Genomic DNA, 15,631 nt, shown 5'->3' with positions numbered 1-15,631 from the left:
CGCAACCGGGCGCCGTATAACAATCCACGCGACGCGCTCGGCAAATACCGGGGACGCCCCCTCGGGCAACTTATGGTCACTTCGTGTACCGTCGAACGGTCCTGAAGCTACCGCTCCTCATCGCAGCAGGTACTGCATTGGCCCCAACACCGCGCGTCGCTGCGGAACTCAATCGCTGGTCGGTGGACCGTGCCAACCGCTGGTATCAAGCGCAAGGTTGGCCCGTCGGTGCCAACTACATCACCTCGACCGCGATCAACCAGCTCGAGATGTTTCAGGCCGGCACCTATGACCCGCGGCGTATCGATACCGAGTTGGGCTGGGCGAGATTTCACGGACTCAACTCGGTGCGGGTGTTCTTGCACGATCAGCTTTGGGCCCAAGACAGGCAGGCGTTCCAGCTTCGGCTGGCCCAGTTCGTCAACATTGCGGCGCGCCATCGGATCAAGCCGCTCTTCGTGCTGTTCGACTCGTGTTGGGATCCTCAGCCCCGAGCGGGCCTGCAGCACGCACCGAAGCCCGGCGTGCACAACTCCGGTTGGGTGCAAAGCCCGGGCGCCGAACGCCTCGACGACCGCGCCTACCTTCCGACCCTGCAGGCCTATGTCACCGGAGTGTTGGCGCAATTCCGCAACGACGACCGCGTCTTGGGTTGGGACCTGTGGAATGAACCCGACAACCCCGCCAATCAATACCGCTCGACTGAGCGGAGCGACAAGATCCAGCTTGTCGCCAACCTGCTTCCGCAGGTGTTCGGCTGGGCGCGTTCGGTCAATCCCGGTCAACCGCTGACCAGCGGAGTGTGGGACGGCGAGTGGGCAGATCCCTCCAGCCGCAGCACAATCGCCAACATCCAGCTCGACAACTCCGACGTGATCACGTTCCACAGCTATGGCAAACCGGCGACCTTCGAGAGCCGCATCGCCGAGCTCACGCCGCTGGGCCGGCCGATCCTGTGCACCGAGTACATGGCCCGGACGCTGGGCAGCACCGTCGAAGGCATCCTGCCAATTGCCAAGCGGCACAACGTCGGCGCCTTCAACTGGGGCTTGGTCGCGGGCAAGACCCAGACCTACTTCCCGTGGGACTCGTGGAATCAGCCGTACACGTCGGTACCGAAGGTATGGTTTCACGACTTGCTGCGACCCGACGGCAGGCCCTTCCAGGCCAACGAAATCCAATCGATTCGGTCGCTGAGCACCGCACAGCCCTCTTAGCCGGCCGCCTCCTGCTCGGCTTCTTCGGCTTCTTCGGCGGCCGCCAATGCTCCCTGTTGTCCCGCCTGAAGCTGTTGCATCGCCTGCCTGGCATAGATCATCTGGCTGGTGATCGCCATCTGGCCGCGGCCGTGACCGAGGAACGTGATGAACCAGGCGATGACGGTAGTGAAGCGATTCTTGTGGCCCACCAGGTAGTACAGGTGCAGCACCAGCCAGGCCAGCCACGCGATGAAGCCACCGAACTCGAGTTTGCCCACCTGCGCGACGGCGCTGAACCGGGAAACCGTTGCCATGCTGCCCTTGTCGAAGTACTCGAACGGCTTGCGCTGGGCCGGATCGTCGTGGCCCTTCAGCGCGCGTTTGATGCACTTGGTCGCATAGTGGGCACCCTGGAGTGCGCCCTGCGCCATCCCGGGCACGCCGGGCACCGCCATCAGATCGCCGACAACGAAGACGTACGGGTGACCCTTGACCGTCAGATCGGGTTCGACGACCACGCGTCCGGCACGGTCCGTCTCGGTCCCGTCGGACTGCGCGGCGATCATCTTGCCCAGCGGGCTGGCCTGAACACCTGCGGACCACACCTTGCAGGCGCAGTCGATGCGGCGCTCGGTGCCGTCCTTCTCCTTGATGGTGATGCCTTGGTAGTCGACGTTGGTCACCATTGCGTTGAGCTGGATCTCGACGCCCATCTTCTCCAGCCGCCGTTGGGCTTTCAGACCGAGCTTCTCGCCCATCGGCGGCAGCACCGCCGGGGCTGCGTCCAGCAAGATCACCCGGCACTCGCTCGGGTTGATGGTGCGAAATGCCCCGGCCAAGGTGCGCTCGGCGAGTTCGGCGATCTGCCCGGCCAATTCGACGCCGGTGGGCCCCGCACCGATGACGACGAACGTCAGCCGTCTTTCGCGTTCGGCATGATCGGTGGTGACTTCGGCCGCCTCGAATGCGCCGAGGATGCGGCCGCGCAGCTCCAGTGCGTCGTCGATGGTCTTCATGCCCGGCGCGTAGGTGGCGAAATGGTCGTTGCCGAAATAGGACTGCTGAGCACCGGCGGCGACGATGAGGCTGTCGAAGGGCGTGACCGTGTGCGTGGTCATCAGCCTCGAGGTGACGGTGTTGGCCTGAAGGTCGATCCCTTCGACATCGCCGAGCAGCACCCGGACATTGCGTTGTTTGCGCAACACGAGCCGGGTGGTGGGTGCGATCTCCCCTTCGGACAGGATGCCCGTGGCCACCTGATACAGCAGCGGCTGGAACAGATGGCTGGTGGTCTTGGAGATCAGTGTGACGTCGACGTCGGCGCGCTTCAAGGCCTTGGCCGCGGCCAGGCCGCCGAATCCCGATCCGATGACGACGACACGGTGACGCTGGTCGGCAGTCGGCATATTCATCCTCTCTCAGGCGATTTCGGCGGCGGCAGCGCTGGCTTTGCCGAGTCGACTCCATGGGCGAACGCTGGCCTCGGCCATCTCCATCGCTTTGGCGGTGAACACCCGGAAGCCCAGATGTGGCTTGTAGCCATGGATTTCCTTGGTGTCCAGCGCGCGAATGAACGACAGGATCTGCCGGCTGAAGACTTGTCCGGGCACCAGAATCGGGAATCCCGGTGGATACGGGGTGACGAAGGTGGCCGAGACGACCTGTTGCCCGGACTCCATCCGCTCCTCCACCTCGTCGGCGGACAGGTACTCGCAGAACGTGTCGTCATAGCCGAGGTAAAACGCTCGTCGCACATCACCGTCCGGGGTCGACTCGTTGCCGTCGTCGTGTTCGGTGAAACACGAATGGAATCCGCTGAAGTCCGGCAACGGCGCCGACGGACTAGTCAGCCGCAGCACCGCCCGCTCGTGATGCGAGCGATCCGTCAGGCTCATGTCGGCGATCTTCTCGTCGAGCTCTCGCGCGAGGTTGACCAAGACCTCCACCAGGTAGGCCACCGAGCTGCGGGTGGTGCCGATGTTGGTCATGAACAGCACGGTGTTGCGCGACGTCTTGTTGATCTGCACACCGTAACGGTCCATCAACTGAGCACGTTTGAACGTGTCGCCGTCGATCCCGGTGTTGCCGATGTACAGCGTGATCCGGCTGGGATCGAGCACGAATTCGTCCTGCTCCCACGCGGTGGCCATGTTGCGCAGCCCGGTACGCAGCGGCTGGTCGAGACCGGAGGGACGGAACTGAGACGGAATCATCTCGCCCGTCGACAGGCAATGCATGTAGCGGCTCAGCAGCGGGTGCTTGTCGATCGCGTCGCGCAGCTGCATCGCGTTTTCGACCTGCTTTTGCACCAGCTCTACGCCCTCCAGGTCGGCCTGGCGCCGCCCGATGTCCAGCGAGGCGAGCACCTGGTAGTTCGGCGACGTGGAGGTGTGCGCCATGTACGCCTCGTGGAACGGCTCTTCGACCTTCTGGTCGAAATCCTGGTCGTAGACATGGATCATCGATCCCTGCCGCAGCGAGGTCAGGGTCTTGTGGGTGGACTGCGTCGCGTACACCCGCACCCGCGCGCTGGCCGGGTCGGGCAGCAGGCGGGTGCTGCGCAGCGTCTCGTCGTCGGCGCCTGCCATCTTCTCGGCGTAGTCGTGGTAGGCCTTGCGGTATTCCGGTGAGCGCAGCCGCTCGCGGATGGCAGCCGCCGCGTGCATCGCCGTGCGCTTGCGGTACACGTGGTGGAACCGGGCGAACGCGAACCATGCTTCGTCCCAAAGGAATACGAGATCGGGCTTGATCGCCAGGCATTCCTCCATCACCCGCTCGACGTCGTAGACGATGCCGTCGAACGTGCAGTTGGTCAGCGTCAACAGCTTGACCCGGTCCAGTTTTCCGGCGGACCGCAGCGCCAGCAGCCGGGATTTGATCTCGTGCAGCGGCACCGCGCCGTACATCGAATACTGGTTGAGCGGATAGGCATCCAGATAGGTGACCTGCGCGCCGGCCATCATCAGCCCATAGTGGTGCGACTGGTGACAGTTGCGGTCGACCAGCACGATGTCGCCCGGCGCCACCAGCGCCTGCTCGACGATCTTGTTGGCGGTCGAGGTGCCGTTGGTGACGAAGTAGGTGTGCCGGGATCCGAACGTGCGGGCCGCCAGTGCCTGCGCCTCGCGCAGCGGTCCGGTGGGCTCCAGCAGCGAGTCGAGCCCGCCGCAGGTGGCCGACGTTTCGGCCAGGAACACCTCCAGCCCGTAGAAGTCGATCATGTCGGAGATCCAGTGCGAGCCGACGATCGACTTGCCCTGCGAGATCGGCAGCGCGTGGAACACCCCCGTGGGTCGGTGGCTGTATTCACGCAGCGCGGAGAAGAACGGGGTTCGGTAGCGCGCGGCGATGCCCTCCAGCAGCGACAGGTGCTGGTCCAGTCCGGCCTCCCCGCCGTGGAAGACGCGACGGAAATGATGGCCGAGCCGGGCGGCGACGTCCTCCACCTCGAGCTCGGTGATCAGGTACATGTCGATCTCGGGGCGGCTGTCCTTGATGGCGTTGGCCAGAATCGCGGCCCGCTCTTCGGGTGAGTGCTCCGCCAGGTCCTCGGCGATGTGCGCGTCCACGAAATGCGACAGGGCCGACAGGTCGCGGCGCGAGCGGTGCGCGAACCGCCGGGTGATCGCACACGCCTGCACGCTGGCGTTGAGCCGGGCGGCGATCACCGCCTCGTCGCCGCTGCCGACGACCACGATCTCGTAGACGAACGCGTCGTCCGGGCGGCGGCGGGCGTGAATCTCGTTGCGCAGCGCGCGTTCTTGCGCCTCGGTCATGGTCGCGACGATCAGCAACTCGAAATACGGGCGGCCGGAACGGTGCAGCCCGAGCACCTCGAGGGAACCCTCGTCGGCGCCCAGTGTCTCGCTGTCGCTCTCCAGCGGTGAGGTCACCAGCCCGCTGCGGTAGGACTCGGTGACCAGCGCCCGGTTGATCTTGGAGACGGCCCTGCCGAACATTTCGTAGGCGCCGGTGGCAAACAGGCGGTGGGTCTGCCCGAAAACGTGGATGCCCGGGAATGCCCAGTAGCGTTCGAACGGCCGCAGCTGCGACAGCAGTCCCTCGACCAGGTCGGTCAATTCCGTCAGATCGTTGCCGCGCGCCGCGGTGATCGAAAGCCGCCTGCTTGCTTCTTCGAGGCGGCACCAGGCGTCGGCGCGGAATTGCCATGCGGTGTTGTACGCGTGCGGATTTACGTCAGCCATGTCAGCCTCCAGCCCCTATGGGACCAGGCTATGCCGACGCCGCACTGCAAGCGCCGTTTTGGCTAGTCCTTGTGCTCGACGACGCCTGTCGCGTGTTGGGCACGGTTCTCATAAGCCGCGCGGGCGGTGCTGTCGAGATCGAGGAAAACCGTGTCGGTGCCCATCTTCTTGCCCAGCCACCGGCGGCCGCGCGCCGGCAGCAACATCGTCAGGATGGCGATGACCCTCGACGAACCCGGCACGGACACTTGAGGTTTCGGCTTGTCGAGCACTTTGACGATCGCGGCGGCGACGTCTTCGGGTTGCACCGGCTTGGTCGCGGCGGTGGTGTGGGTGCCCGAAATCAATTCGGTGTTGGTGAATGTCGGCAGCACGGCGGTGACGTCGACGCCCTGCGGGGCGAATTCGTCGGCCATCGCGGAGGACAGCCCGACGACCGCGAACTTGGTGCCGGCGTAGACCACTTGGCCCGGCACCGCCACCATGCCGGCCATCGACGCGATGTTGACGATGTGCCCGCTGCGCCGCTTGACCATCTCGGGCAGCACCAGCTGGCAGCCGGTGAGCACGCCGTAGAAGTTGACTTCGATCGACGAGCGGATCGCGTCCTGCGACAGCTCGAGGAACGGGCCGACCGGCATCACCCCGGCGTTGTTGATCAGCACGTCGATGTGTCCACCGCCGTCGGCGCGTGCCTTGTCGAGGAACGCGGCAAACGACTCGCGGTCGGTGACGTCGAGCGGATGTCCCGACACCGAGCCCAGGCTGCTGATGTCTTTGACGGCCTGCTCGAGGACGTCGACGTCGCGGTCCCCGATGACCACCCGCGCGCCGCGCGCCAGCAGCGCCTTGGCCGTCGCGTACCCGATACCGCGGGCAGCACCGGTGATGACCACGGTCTTACCCCTGATGTTGTCCATGGCCAGCGACTTTACAGGTGTCAAGTTTGGCTCGGAAGGGTGTGCCCAGTGGGCGCTAGCCCAGTATCTCCTCGACATAGCGCTTCAACACCGCAGCCTGGGTGAGAGAGATCCAGACCTGCTGGTAGTCGAGGGCCCTGTACTTGTGATCGGTGATGATCCGTACGCCGATGATCTGCTGCCAGGGCGCAGCGGGATACTCTTCGCGAAACTCGGAAGGTAGACGGGAAGCGGTCTCGCCGATGCGGCCGAGAACGGCCTCTGCCGCCCGTTGCTGGCGCCACTGCGTCAACAAGCGCTCCCGGCCGTCGGCCACCAATTCAGCTGCCTCCCCGCAGAATTCGCAGAGATCATCGAGTCGGTCAACGAGACGATCGCCATATTTGTCCACAAGATAATCGCGGCCGGTGCGCGACGGCATCAGACGGGCACCGCGTCCGCCGCGACTCGCTGACCGAACCGCCCCTGCAGGGCACCCTCGCTGATGACTTCGACCGGCACGCCGAGCAGTTCGCGCAAGTCATGCTGCAGGAGGGCAACATCGCCCAGCGACGCATCCGGGCGAAACCTCACCACCAGGTCGATGTCACTATCGGGGGTGTCCGTTCCGCGCGCGACCGAACCGAACACCCTCGGGTTGTCTGCGCCGTACTTGCGGGCAAGGGTGCGGATCTCGTTGCGGTGTCGACGCACCAGTTCCGATGGGCGCACCCGCGTCGCCTCCTCGATCATGTCCAAGACTCGCTGGGTCACCGTCCGTGCTCCGCTTTCGTAGGCGGACAGGTGCGGTTGCGCGATGCCGGTGGCGTCGGCGAGTTGCGCCTGGGTCATTGCGGCCCGTTCACGAAGGGCCCGAATGCGTTCGGCACTCACATAATTGAATATACCAGCTATGGTATGTCGGTCGGGCTCGACGGGCCTGGGTCTTCTTCGTCGGATTCGTAGGCGATGTCGAGCCGCTGTTCGGGGCGGCGCGTTTCGGTGCGCAGCGCCTTGGTGTAGTACTCCTTGTCCGCCTCGATCAGCGGCGGCTGCACGATGCTGCGCGGCCAGAGCCGGTTGACCCGGACCACGTCGATCTCGATCGCATAGACGATCACCGTCGCCTGCAGCGCCAGCCACGCCAGCAGCCCCAGCACCACACCGAAGAACCCGGCCACCGCCTGGGCGTGCCGCAGCTGATGCGCGACCACCACACCGGCCACGGTCAGCAGCACCTGCCACGCCGCGGCGCTGATCGCGGCGCCGGGCACCATCGCGCGGGTGGACACCGCCCCGCACGCCGCGACCCGGAACAGCGCCAGAAAAAACCCGGTGCCCAGCGCGGTGCCGACGACGAAACTGACGGTCCGCGCGGCCAAGCCGTCGAAGCCCAACGACGCCGCCTTCACCGCGGCCGCACTCGACGCGCCGGTCACCACGACGATCAGCCCCATCAACAACAGCGTCCCGACCGTGCGCACATACCTGTTGGGGAACCCGGGCCAGTCGACCTTGGGCACCGCCCAGAGCGTATTGAGCGTGTTCTGTAGGGAATACGCGAAGCCGCGGGCACCGTACAGCGAGCCGATAATGCCGATGGTCAGCGATAAAGAGTTGCCGAAGTTGGCTACCCCGAGCTGCTGGTGGATCTGTCCGCCGACGATGGGAAATTCGGCAAACGCCGAATTCACCAGGCGCTCTTGGAGTTTCGGATGCGAGCGCAGCACCACGCCGGCAATGGCCGTCAGTGCTAGCAGCAGCGGGAAAGCCGCGACAAAGCTGTAGTACGCCAGCAGCGAGACGTGATAGCCGGCCTGGTCGTCGCTGAACTTCTTCACCACCGCGATCGGAAACCCGACCACCGGGTGTCGCTGCTGCCACCCGTCGAAGCCGCGGGCGGCGCGTTCAATCGGGTTCACGCACTGGGCATACCCAGAAAGTGTCGCGGTTAGGCTCGCTTCGAGGCGCGTTCGTAGCGGCGGGATTTCGGCGACATCAGCAGGGCGCCGTCGGGCCCGCCGGTGAACGTCAGCTCCCGGCGTAACCGTTGGCCGGGAACCAGGTCGAGCTCGAAGCGCTGGGCCAGCGTCGCGACGATCAGGGTGGCCTCCAGCGTGGCGAACCCGGAGGCCACACACATTCGTTTGCCCGCCCCGAACGGGATGTGCGCGCGCCGTTGCCGCGGCTCGAAGGTCTCCTTCAAGAACCGTGCCGGATCGAACGTGTACGGATCGCTCCAGAAGCGTTCGTTGTGATGGACGCCGTGGATGAGGACGGCGACGGTGGTGCCGGCCTTGATCGGGTAGTCGCCCAGGACGTCGTCGCCCTTTGCCACCCGGGCCAATCCCATGATCGGCGGGTAGCGGCGCATCGCCTCGGCGACCACCGCCTGCGTCCACGGCAGGTTGTCGACGTCGTCGGCCGTGGGTTCGCGGCCGCCCAGTACCTCGTCGAGCTCGCGCCCGAGTTCTGCTCTGGCATCGGGGTTTTCGCTGAGCAGGTACCACGTCCAGGCCAACGCGGCTGCGGTGGTTTCGAAGCCGGCGCCCAGGAAGGTCATCAGCTCGTCGCGGATCTCCAGGTCGCTGTAACGGTAGCCGGTTTCCGGGTCTTCGGCGGCCATCAGCAGGGCCAGCAGGTTGTCCGTCCCGGCCAGCTTGCCGCTGCGGTAGTCGGCGATCAGACGATCGAGGAAATGCTCGATGCGGCGCAGCCCCAGCACCGTGCGCGGCGCGAATACCGCTGCCTCCCAGCGCAACGCGTTGATGGCCAGCCGCGGCGAGCGCAACCGGTCGGCAATCCAGCGCAGCGGCCGTGACCCTCCGCCGATGAATCCGTAGCCGAAAATCGTGAGCAGCCGGGCGAAGTCGACGCGCATCTGCTCGGCCAGCTCGCCGGTCAAATCGATGCCGAACATGGTGCGGGCGATGACGTCCATCGTGATGTAGTTCATCTCGGCCGCGATATCGAGCGGACTGGCCTGTGCTTGCCACCGCTCTGCGGCGGCGACGGCGGCCGCGGTCATCTGCGGGGCGAGTGCGTCGACGTTGCGCTTGGCGAAGATCGGCTGCACCAGCCGGCGGTTGCGCTGCCAGAGCTCGTCGTTCAGGTCGGTGACCAGTCCGCGCCCGAAAGCCACGGCCAGAAGGTCATATTCGGCGCTCTTGGCGTAGTTGTCCTGGTTGGACACCAGGACGTGGCGGGCGATGTCGGGGTTGCGTACGACCACGAACTTGGCCAGCGGGGCGCGGGCCACGATGATGTCGTCCTGGCCGGGCAGCCGCGCGGCGTAGTCGAAGATGGTGTGCCGGTAGCCGGCCCAGATCCCGGCCAACGCCAAGCGCCACGCCTTGATCCAGCCGACCCTCGTGTGCTGCCAGCGGACGAAGGTCGGCGCCCAGCGCGGCGGATGGAGTTCAGCGTGCATAGGCCACTCGCTTCCCGGTACCTCCGGTATACGGTACCGCTGGTTCGGCGCCGAATCCAGACGTGATCGGTAAGCAGGTCTACGGTCGTGGGTATTAGACCTTGGGTAAGCGGATGCGGCGGAACGTCCAAGGAGAGGCCTGGAATGGAACCAAGCAACGCGGTCGCCGGATTCTCGACGGGCGATGGTTTCCCCGATGTCGTCGTCACCGGTGTCGCGATGACAACGCCCCTGGCGACCGACGTCGACGGCACCTGGAAAAAGCTGCTGGACGGCCAGAGCGGCATCCGCAAGCTCGATGACCCGTTCGTCGAGCAGTTCGACGCCCCGGTGCGTATCGGCGGGCGCCTGCTCGAGGATTTCGACGCCGAGCTGAACCGGGTGGAGCTTCGCCGAATGTTGTTCCTGCAGAAGATCTCCGTGGTGCTCGGCCGGCGAGTGTGGACCAACGCCGGCGCGCCGGAGGTCGATCCCAACCGGTTGATGGTGTCCATCGGCACCGCGATGGGCTCGACCGAGGAAATGGTCTTCGGCTACGACGACATTCGTGCGCGCGGCCTGAGGGCCGTCAACCCGGTGGGCGTGCTGATGATGATGCCCAACTCGGGCAGCGCATGGGTGGGGCTGGAACACAAGGCGAGGGCCGGGATCATCACGCCGGTGTCGGCGTGCGCCTCCGGGGCCGAGGCCGTCGCGCGGGCCTGGCAGCAGATCGTGCTCGGCGAGGCCGACATCGCGATCTGCGGCGGCGTCGAGACCCGCATCGAGGCGGTGCCCATCGCGGCGTTCAGCCAGATGGGCATCCTGTCGACCAACAACGACGACCCGGCCGGCGCCTGCCGCCCGTTCGACAAGGACCGCGACGGCTTCGTGTTCGGCGAAGCGGGCGCACTGCTGGTGGTCGAGACCGAGGACCACGCGAAAGCCCGCGGCGCCCCCATCCTTGCGCGGCTGATGGGCGCGGCGATCACCTCGGACGGCTACCACGTCGTCGCACCCGATCCCAACGGGGTGCGGGCCGGGCAGGCGATCACGCGGGCGATCCAGCTCGCAGGTCTGAGCCCGACCGACATCGACCACGTCAACGCCCACGCCACCGGCACCGTGGTCGGGGACCCGGCCGAAGGCAAGGCGATCAACAACGCGTTCGGTACCCACCGGCCGGCGGTGTACGCGCCCAAGGCGGCGCTGGGCCATTCGATCGGCGCGGCCGGCGCGGTGGAGTCGATCCTGACGGTGCTGGCGCTGCGCGACGGCGTCATCCCGCCGACGCGCAACCTGCACACCCTCGATCCGGAGATCGACCTGGACGTCGTGGCGGGGGAGGCGCGTACGGGCGACTACCGCTACGCGATCAACGACTCGTTCAGTTTCGGCGGCCACAACGTGGCGCTGGCATTCGGGAAGTACTGATCAGCGCGCGGTCAGCCAGCCGAGCACATGGCGGGTCTGCAGCCGGATGTAGTCGTCGAGGGTGTAGTTGGGCCCGAAATGCCATTGTTTCAAGGCCCATCCGTGCGCGAGCAGCATGATGTCGAACACCGCCAGGTCGACGTCGACGTCGCCGAAGGTGCCGTCGGCGATACCCGCCTCGATCGCCGAACGTAGCGGCGCGGCGGTGGCGATCTCGAGCTCCTTGATCTGCGCGCGTCCCGCCGCATCCAGAGTGCGGCTTTCCCGGTAGGTCAGCACCACCGCGTCCAGGTTTTCGTCGACGATCTCGATGTAGCGCCGGATCCCGGCGCTCAACTGCGCGACGGCGTCGTCACCGGCGGCCGCCATCACCGGCGCGAGCTGGTCGCGGAAGGCGTCCTGGATGCGCACGATGGTGGCCAGCAGCAGATCTTCTTTGCCGCCGAAGTACTTGTAGATCAGCCCGACGCTGACGTTGGCCTCGGCCGCAAGATCCTGCATGGACATCTGGTGAAAGCCCTTCTGCCCCATGACTTTGACCGCGGCGTCGAGCAGTTGGCGCCGCCGCGAGCTGGTCCGGGCGGCGCGCACCGCCTCTTCGACCGGCAGATCGGCATAATCGGTGGCCATCTACAGGCCCAGGTCCTTGGCGATGATCGTCTTCATGATCTCGGTGGTGCCGCCGTAGATGGTCTGGATGCGCGCGTCGACGAACGCCCGCGACACCGGGTATTCGCGCATGTAGCCGTATCCGCCATGCAACTGCAGGCAGCGGTCGGCGACGCGCACCTGCAGCTCGGTGGTCCACCATTTCAGCCGGGCGGCCCGTGCGGCAGTGAGCTCGCCGTTCAGGTGTTCGGCGATGCAGTCGTCGAGATAGGTTCGGGCAACGTCGATTTCGGTGGCCAGCTCGGCGAGCACGAATTGGGTGTTCTGCAGGCCGGCGATCGGTGAGCCGAACGCCTGCCGGCCACGCACGTACTCCAGTGTCTCGGCCAGCACTCCTTCGGCCGCGCCGATTGCGCCGACCGCCAGCGAAAGCCGTTCCTGGGGAAGGTTGTTCATCAACTGATAGAAGCCGCGGCCTTCCTCCCCGAGCAGGTTCTCGACCGGAACCCGCATGTCGGTGAAGCTCAGCTCGCTGGTGTCCTGGGCGTGCAGCCCGATCTTCTCGAGGTTGCGGCCACGGGAGAAACCAGGCGTGTTGGGGTCGACGACCAGCAGTGAGAGCCCCTTGTGCCGATCGGGGCCGGTGCGTACCGCGACGACGAACAAGTCGCCGATCTGCCCGTTGGAAATAAAGGTTTTTGCGCCGTTCACGACATAGTTGTCGCCGTCGCGCACGGCGGTGGTGCGGATCCCCGCCAGGTCGCTGCCGGTACCCGGCTCGGTCATCGCGATGCCGATGATCGTCTCGCCGGTCACGACACCCGGCAGCCAGCGCTGTTTCTGCTCGGCGGTGGTCAGGTCGGTGAGATAGGGCAGCACGATGTCGTTTTGCAGCGACAAGCCGACGGCCTCGGCCGCGGCTCCCGCCCGCTGCAGCTCGTCGACCAGGATTGCGTTGTAACGAAAGTCGTCGACACCGGGCCCGCCGAACTCCTCGGGCACCGAAAATCCAAGCAGCCCAAGCTTGCCGGCCTCGGTGAACAGGGAGCGGTCCACGCAGCCGGCCTTCTCCCAGGCCTCGTGAGCCGGCACGACGGTCTGCTGCACGAAACCGCGTACTAGTTCGCGGAACTGGTGATGCTCGGGCGTGTAGGTCAGGGTCATCGGAACGCATCCATGCCGGTGATCGCCTGGCCGAGGATCAGCTGATGCATCTCCGGGGTGCCTTCGTAGGTCAGCACCGACTCCAGGTTGACCATGTGCCGGATCACCGGGTATTCCAGAGATATCCCGTTGCCGCCCAATATGGTTCGTGCGGTGCGGCAGATTTCGATCGCCTCGCGGGTGTTGTTGAGCTTGCCGAAGCTGACCTGCTCGGGGCGCAGCCCGGCGCTGTCCTTGAGCCGGCCCAGGTGCAGCGAGAGCAACTGGCCCTTGTGCAGTTCCACTGCCATGTCCACGAGCTTGGCCTGTGTCAACTGGAAACCCGCGATGGGCCGGCCGAATTGGGTGCGCTGCGAGGCGTAGTCGAGCGCGGCCTGCCAGGCCGAGCGCGCGGCGCCCATCGAGCCCCAGATGATGCCGTAGCGCGCCTCGGACAGACACGCCAGCGGTCCCCGCAGGCCTTTTGCCTCGGGCAGCATCGCGTCGTGCGGCAGCCGCACGTCGTCGAGCACCAACTCGGATGTGATCGAGGCGCGCAGCGAGAGTTTGTGGTGAATCGTGTTGGCGCTGAACCCCGGTGTGTCGGTGGGGACGATGAATCCCCGGATGCCGTCGTCGGTGGCCGCCCACACGATCGCGACGTCGGCCACCGTGCCGTTGGTGATCCACATCTTGCGGCCGTTGAGCACCCAGTCCGAACCGTCGCGTCGCGCACGGGTTTTCATCGCCGCCGGGTCGGAGCCGATGTCGGGTTCGGTCAGCCCGAAGCAACCCAGCAGCTCGCCGGCGGCCATGCCGGGCAGCCACTGCTGCTTTTGTTCCTCCGAGCCGTTGTTCCAGATCGCGAACATGGCCAGCGACCCCTGCACGCTTACCAGCGACCGGATGCCCGAGTCGGCGGCTTCCAGTTCGGTACAGGCCAGCCCGTAGTGCACCGCCGACGCGCCGCCGCAGCCGTAGCCTTTCAGGTGCATGCCCAGCAGGCCGAGTTCGCCGAACTGCTTGGCCAGCTCGCGGGCCACCGGCAGGTCGCCGGCCTCGAACCAGTCGGCGACGTACGGGGTGACGTGCTCGGCGCAGAACTGCCGCACCGTGTCGCGCACCGCGATCTCGTCGTCGGACAGCAACGTGTCCAGCGCCAAGGGGTCCAGCGGGTCGAAGCTCATCATCCGGCCATCGTAAGGCCGCCGCTGACGCTGATCACCTGCCCGGTGATGAACGACGCGGCATCGGAGGCAAAGAACAGCACCGGCGCGGCCACCTCCTCCGGCCGGGCCAGCCGGCGAAACGGAATCGCTTTGACCAGAGCCTCTCTCAGCTTTTCCGGTTGGGCCGCGAACAACGGGGTGTCGGTCGGGCCCGGGCATACGCAGTTGACGGTGATCTGGTGGCGGGCCATCTCCCGGGCCAGCGACTTGGTCAGCGCGATCACGCCGCCCTTCGCGCCGGCGTAGATGGTTTCTCCGGCGCTGCCGACCCTTCCGGCGTCGCTGGCCAGGTTGATCACGCGTCCGCCGCCGCCGGCCTCGATCATGCCGGGCAGGAACGCGCTGCACACGTGCACCGGGCCAAGGTAGTTGATGGCCACCACCTTCTCCGCGAATTCGGTTGTGGCGTTGAGGAATTGGTCGGTGCGATCCCAGCCGGCGGCGTTGACGACGACGTTGGGCACCCCGGGTGCGCGGTCGCGCAGTGCATCCACCTGGGCGCGGTCGGCGACGTCGACCGGCAGCGCAGTGATCAAGTCGGGGTATTCCTTGGCGGTGGCTTCAGCCGCCGCGAGATCGAGGTCGGCGGCAATGACCCGGTCACCCTGGGCGGCGAAGCCCAGCGCGATTGCCCTGCCGATGCCCGACCCGGCGCCGGTGACCAGTGCGAGTTTCATGCCGTCACGTACCTCCCGAAGTCGGCGGGCCGCTTCTCGGCGAATGCCCGCGCCCCCTCCATACCTTCGTCGGTGTGCACGAAGATCTCCAGCGCCGACATGGCCAGATTGGACAGGCCGGCCTGGTGATCGGTGTCGGCGTTGAACGACTGCTTGAGGAACCGCAGCGCGGTCGGGCTCTTCTCGCTGATCTCCGCCGCAATGGCCTTGGCCTCGGTCATCAACTTCTCGGCGGGCACCACGTAGTTGACCAGCCCCCAACGTTCGGCGGTGGCGGCGTCGTAGCGGCGGCACAAGAACCACATCTCCCGGGCCCGCTTTTCGCCGACCACGCGCGCCAGATACGCCGACCCGAACCCGGCGTCGAACGACCCGACCCGCGGCCCCGCTTGTCCGAACGTCGCGTTCTCGGCCGCGATGCTCAGGTCGCACAGCACATGCAGCACATGGCCCCCGCCGACCGCGACCCCGTTGACCGCGGCGATCACTGGTTTGGGCACATCGCGAATCAGCTTGTGCAAGTAGCCGATTTCGAACATGCCGCTGTCGGTGGGTCCGTAGTCGCCGGTCTCCGCGCGCTGCTTGACGTCGCCGCCGGTGCAGAACGCCTTGTCGCCGGCGCCGGTCAGGATGATCGCCGACACGCGGTTGTCGGCCCACGCCGCCCGGAACGCCTTGACCAATTCCTCGACGGTTTTCCCGCGGAACGCGTTGTAGCGCTCCGGCCGGTTGATCGTGATGACCGCGGCGGCGGCATCGATCTCGTAGGTGATGTCCTCATAGGGTGAATCAGCATTCATTCTGGACGAATCTATATTCAGCTTGAG

Annotated in this window: 14 protein-coding genes; 2 read left to right on the top strand and 12 right to left on the bottom strand. The window is 66.1% G+C overall.

The window, feature by feature from the left end:
* Nucleotides 1-83: 83 nt before the first annotated feature.
* On the top strand, nucleotides 84-1,217 hold the full coding sequence (locus tag MFM001_RS09760) for a 1,4-beta-xylanase (RefSeq protein WP_116375040.1): 1,134 nt from the start codon (nucleotides 84-86) through the stop codon (nucleotides 1,215-1,217).
* On the opposite strand, the gene MFM001_RS09755 is transcribed toward MFM001_RS09760, so the two are convergent.
* From MFM001_RS09755 to MFM001_RS09725, 7 genes are all read right to left on the bottom strand, one after another.
* Entirely contained in the window at nucleotides 1,214-2,611 is a 1,398-nt protein-coding gene (locus MFM001_RS09755) for an NAD(P)/FAD-dependent oxidoreductase (protein ID WP_116375039.1), read from the bottom strand. The two genes, MFM001_RS09760 and MFM001_RS09755, sit on opposite strands and share 4 nt — an antisense overlap.
* Nucleotides 2,612-2,617: 6 nt before the next feature.
* Nucleotides 2,618-5,404 (bottom strand): aminotransferase class I/II-fold pyridoxal phosphate-dependent enzyme, encoded by a 2,787-nt coding sequence (locus tag MFM001_RS09750; protein WP_116375038.1) that lies wholly within the window; start codon nucleotides 5,402-5,404, stop codon nucleotides 2,618-2,620.
* A 62-nt stretch (nucleotides 5,405-5,466) separates the two neighbouring features.
* Nucleotides 5,467-6,324, bottom strand: coding sequence for an SDR family oxidoreductase (locus MFM001_RS09745; RefSeq protein ID WP_116375037.1), 858 nt, complete (start codon nucleotides 6,322-6,324; stop codon nucleotides 5,467-5,469).
* Between the two features lie 55 nt (nucleotides 6,325-6,379).
* On the bottom strand, nucleotides 6,380-6,745 hold the full coding sequence (locus MFM001_RS09740) for a DUF86 domain-containing protein (protein WP_116375036.1): 366 nt from the start codon (nucleotides 6,743-6,745) through the stop codon (nucleotides 6,380-6,382).
* A complete protein-coding gene (locus MFM001_RS09735; protein WP_238159061.1) occupies nucleotides 6,745-7,197 on the bottom strand; it encodes a helix-turn-helix domain-containing protein in 453 nt (150 codons plus the stop codon). Before MFM001_RS09735 ends, MFM001_RS09740 begins: the two co-directional genes overlap by 1 nt.
* Nucleotides 7,198-7,214: 17 nt before the next feature.
* The gene (locus MFM001_RS09730) at nucleotides 7,215-8,225 is read right to left on the bottom strand and encodes a YihY/virulence factor BrkB family protein (protein ID WP_160118005.1); all 1,011 of its coding nucleotides are present in this window, start codon (nucleotides 8,223-8,225) and stop codon (nucleotides 7,215-7,217) included.
* A 29-nt stretch (nucleotides 8,226-8,254) separates the two neighbouring features.
* Nucleotides 8,255-9,733 carry a cytochrome P450 gene (locus tag MFM001_RS09725; protein WP_116375033.1) on the bottom strand — a complete coding sequence of 493 codons (1,479 nt, stop codon included), beginning with the start codon at nucleotides 9,731-9,733 and terminating at the stop codon, nucleotides 8,255-8,257.
* Between the two features lie 144 nt (nucleotides 9,734-9,877).
* Between MFM001_RS09725 and kasB the strand changes: the two genes are divergently transcribed.
* On the top strand, nucleotides 9,878-11,146 hold the full coding sequence (kasB, locus tag MFM001_RS09720; RefSeq protein WP_116375032.1) for a 3-oxoacyl-ACP synthase KasB: 1,269 nt from the start codon (nucleotides 9,878-9,880) through the stop codon (nucleotides 11,144-11,146).
* Here kasB and MFM001_RS09715 read toward each other — a convergent pair whose 3' ends face one another.
* From MFM001_RS09715 to MFM001_RS09695, 5 genes are read right to left on the bottom strand one after another with little or no spacing between them, the layout of a single operon-like run.
* Nucleotides 11,147-11,776 carry a TetR/AcrR family transcriptional regulator gene (locus MFM001_RS09715; protein ID WP_116375031.1) on the bottom strand — a complete coding sequence of 210 codons (630 nt, stop codon included), beginning with the start codon at nucleotides 11,774-11,776 and terminating at the stop codon, nucleotides 11,147-11,149.
* The gene (locus MFM001_RS09710) at nucleotides 11,777-12,919 is read right to left on the bottom strand and encodes an acyl-CoA dehydrogenase family protein (RefSeq protein ID WP_116375030.1); all 1,143 of its coding nucleotides are present in this window, start codon (nucleotides 12,917-12,919) and stop codon (nucleotides 11,777-11,779) included.
* Nucleotides 12,916-14,088, bottom strand: coding sequence for an acyl-CoA dehydrogenase (locus tag MFM001_RS09705; RefSeq protein WP_116375029.1), 1,173 nt, complete (start codon nucleotides 14,086-14,088; stop codon nucleotides 12,916-12,918). The genes MFM001_RS09710 and MFM001_RS09705 overlap by 4 nt, the downstream gene beginning before the upstream one ends.
* Nucleotides 14,085-14,804: an SDR family NAD(P)-dependent oxidoreductase gene (locus MFM001_RS09700; protein WP_116375028.1), complete on the bottom strand. Its 720-nt coding sequence runs from the start codon at nucleotides 14,802-14,804 to the stop codon at nucleotides 14,085-14,087. Before MFM001_RS09700 ends, MFM001_RS09705 begins: the two co-directional genes overlap by 4 nt.
* Nucleotides 14,801-15,604: an enoyl-CoA hydratase-related protein gene (locus MFM001_RS09695; RefSeq protein WP_116375027.1), complete on the bottom strand. Its 804-nt coding sequence runs from the start codon at nucleotides 15,602-15,604 to the stop codon at nucleotides 14,801-14,803. Before MFM001_RS09695 ends, MFM001_RS09700 begins: the two co-directional genes overlap by 4 nt.
* Nucleotides 15,605-15,631: the final 27 nt, after the last annotated feature.

The sequence above is a fragment of the Mycobacterium sp. MFM001 genome, assembly GCF_003402475.1.
Lineage (GTDB): Bacteria > Actinomycetota > Actinomycetes > Mycobacteriales > Mycobacteriaceae > Mycobacterium.
The sequence above is the reverse complement of the archived record's forward strand: the minus strand, read 5'-3'. Positions and strand labels throughout refer to the sequence as shown.

Bases quoted from the DNA above. Each gene is read 5' to 3' on its own strand.
- MFM001_RS09755 (WP_116375039.1), bottom strand. From the start codon at position 2,611: ATGAATATGCCGACTGCCGACCAGCGTCACCGTGTCGTCGTCATCGGA.
- MFM001_RS09750 (WP_116375038.1), bottom strand. From the start codon at position 5,404: ATGGCTGACGTAAATCCGCACGCGTACAACACCGCATGGCAATTCCGC.
- MFM001_RS09745 (WP_116375037.1), bottom strand. From the start codon at position 6,324: ATGGACAACATCAGGGGTAAGACCGTGGTCATCACCGGTGCTGCCCGC.
- MFM001_RS09740 (WP_116375036.1), bottom strand. From the start codon at position 6,745: ATGCCGTCGCGCACCGGCCGCGATTATCTTGTGGACAAATATGGCGAT.
- MFM001_RS09725 (WP_116375033.1), bottom strand. From the start codon at position 9,733: ATGCACGCTGAACTCCATCCGCCGCGCTGGGCGCCGACCTTCGTCCGC.
- kasB (WP_116375032.1), top strand. From the start codon at position 9,878: ATGGAACCAAGCAACGCGGTCGCCGGATTCTCGACGGGCGATGGTTTC.
- MFM001_RS09715 (WP_116375031.1), bottom strand. From the start codon at position 11,776: ATGGCCACCGATTATGCCGATCTGCCGGTCGAAGAGGCGGTGCGCGCC.
- MFM001_RS09710 (WP_116375030.1), bottom strand. From the start codon at position 12,919: ATGACCCTGACCTACACGCCCGAGCATCACCAGTTCCGCGAACTAGTA.
- MFM001_RS09705 (WP_116375029.1), bottom strand. From the start codon at position 14,088: ATGATGAGCTTCGACCCGCTGGACCCCTTGGCGCTGGACACGTTGCTG.
- MFM001_RS09700 (WP_116375028.1), bottom strand. From the start codon at position 14,804: ATGAAACTCGCACTGGTCACCGGCGCCGGGTCGGGCATCGGCAGGGCA.
- MFM001_RS09695 (WP_116375027.1), bottom strand. From the start codon at position 15,604: ATGAATGCTGATTCACCCTATGAGGACATCACCTACGAGATCGATGCC.